We start from the raw sequence: 1,031 nt of genomic DNA, 5'->3' as shown, positions 1-1,031 counted from the left end.
CAGCTCACCGGTGCCCAACTGGTCGCCGTGCTCGGCCTCCACCTGGCCGCCGCCCTGGTCGCCGCAGTGTGGTTGCGGCTGGGCGAGAAGGCGGTCTTCCGTACGCTGAGCGCGCTCGCCGCCCTGGCCGCCCGCCCGGTGCGGATCCTGCTGGCGTGGCTGCTCCCGGCAGCGCCCGCCACGACCGGGCCCGCACCCGCCTTCCCCGACCGGCGGCAATCGGGACCGCAGGAGGTCCTGCGGCGCGGCACCCGGAGGCGCGGCCCGCCGCTCCTCGTCCCGGCACCGACCGGCTGACCGGACGGCCGACGCTCACCGATTCCCCGAGCGTGCCGTTGGCAGCCCGTCCTCGCCTCTCCGCCATCCCCCCGGGGCAGCCTGCCCGCCTTCCACGGAGACGTCCCGGACCCGGATCCGGCCTCGCGGCCTCATCGCCTCGCGGCCTTCCCGGTGTCCGCCGGACGGGAGACGAGACCACCATGAGCAACAGGAACAACCACGCCGCCACGAGCTCCGCCCGCGAGCAGATGCGCGCCGAGCGGGAGCGCCGACAGCGCGCCGAAGCCCGTCGCAAGAAGATCCTCATCGGCGGCATAGCCGTCGCCGTCGTCGGTGCCGCCGTCGGCATCGCCATCGCGACGGCCGGCAGCGGCGGCAGCGGCGGACCGCTGGTCGTGCCCGCCAACACCACCGGCACGAACGGCACCGTGATCGCTTACGGCGACCCGAACAACAAGAACGTCCTGGACGTCTACGAGGACTTCCGCTGCCCGGTCTGCGACAAGCTGGAGACCACCGACGGCACGACCATCCAGCAGCTCGCCGACAACGGCACCTACACGATCCACTACCACATGGCGACCTTCCTGGACGCCAACCTCGGCGGCAGCGGCTCCAAGAACGCCCTCGCCGCCGCCGGCGCGGCCCTCAACGAGAGCCCGCAGAAGTTCAAGCAGCTCCACGACGTCCTCTACGCGAACCAGCCGGACGAGCAGTCGGACGACTTCGGCAACACCGGCCACCTCCTGGAC

1 protein-coding gene and 1 pseudogene are annotated in these 1,031 nt (G+C 72.7%); both read left to right on the top strand.

Going from position 1 to position 1,031, the window contains the following annotated elements; all coding sequences use genetic code 11:
• A pseudogene (locus AB0O00_RS41395) lies at window positions 1-297 on the top strand (hypothetical protein); the annotation flags it as partial.
• A gap of 182 nt (window positions 298-479) precedes the next feature.
• On the top strand, window positions 480-1,031 hold a 552-nt coding region (locus AB0O00_RS41390; protein ID WP_363659812.1), incomplete at its 3' end, for a thioredoxin domain-containing protein.

The organism is Kitasatospora sp. NPDC093558 (genome assembly GCF_040683475.1).
Taxonomy (GTDB): Bacteria; Actinomycetota; Actinomycetes; order Streptomycetales; family Streptomycetaceae; genus Kitasatospora.
The sequence above is the reverse complement of the archived record's forward strand: the minus strand, read 5'-3'. Positions and strand labels throughout refer to the sequence as shown.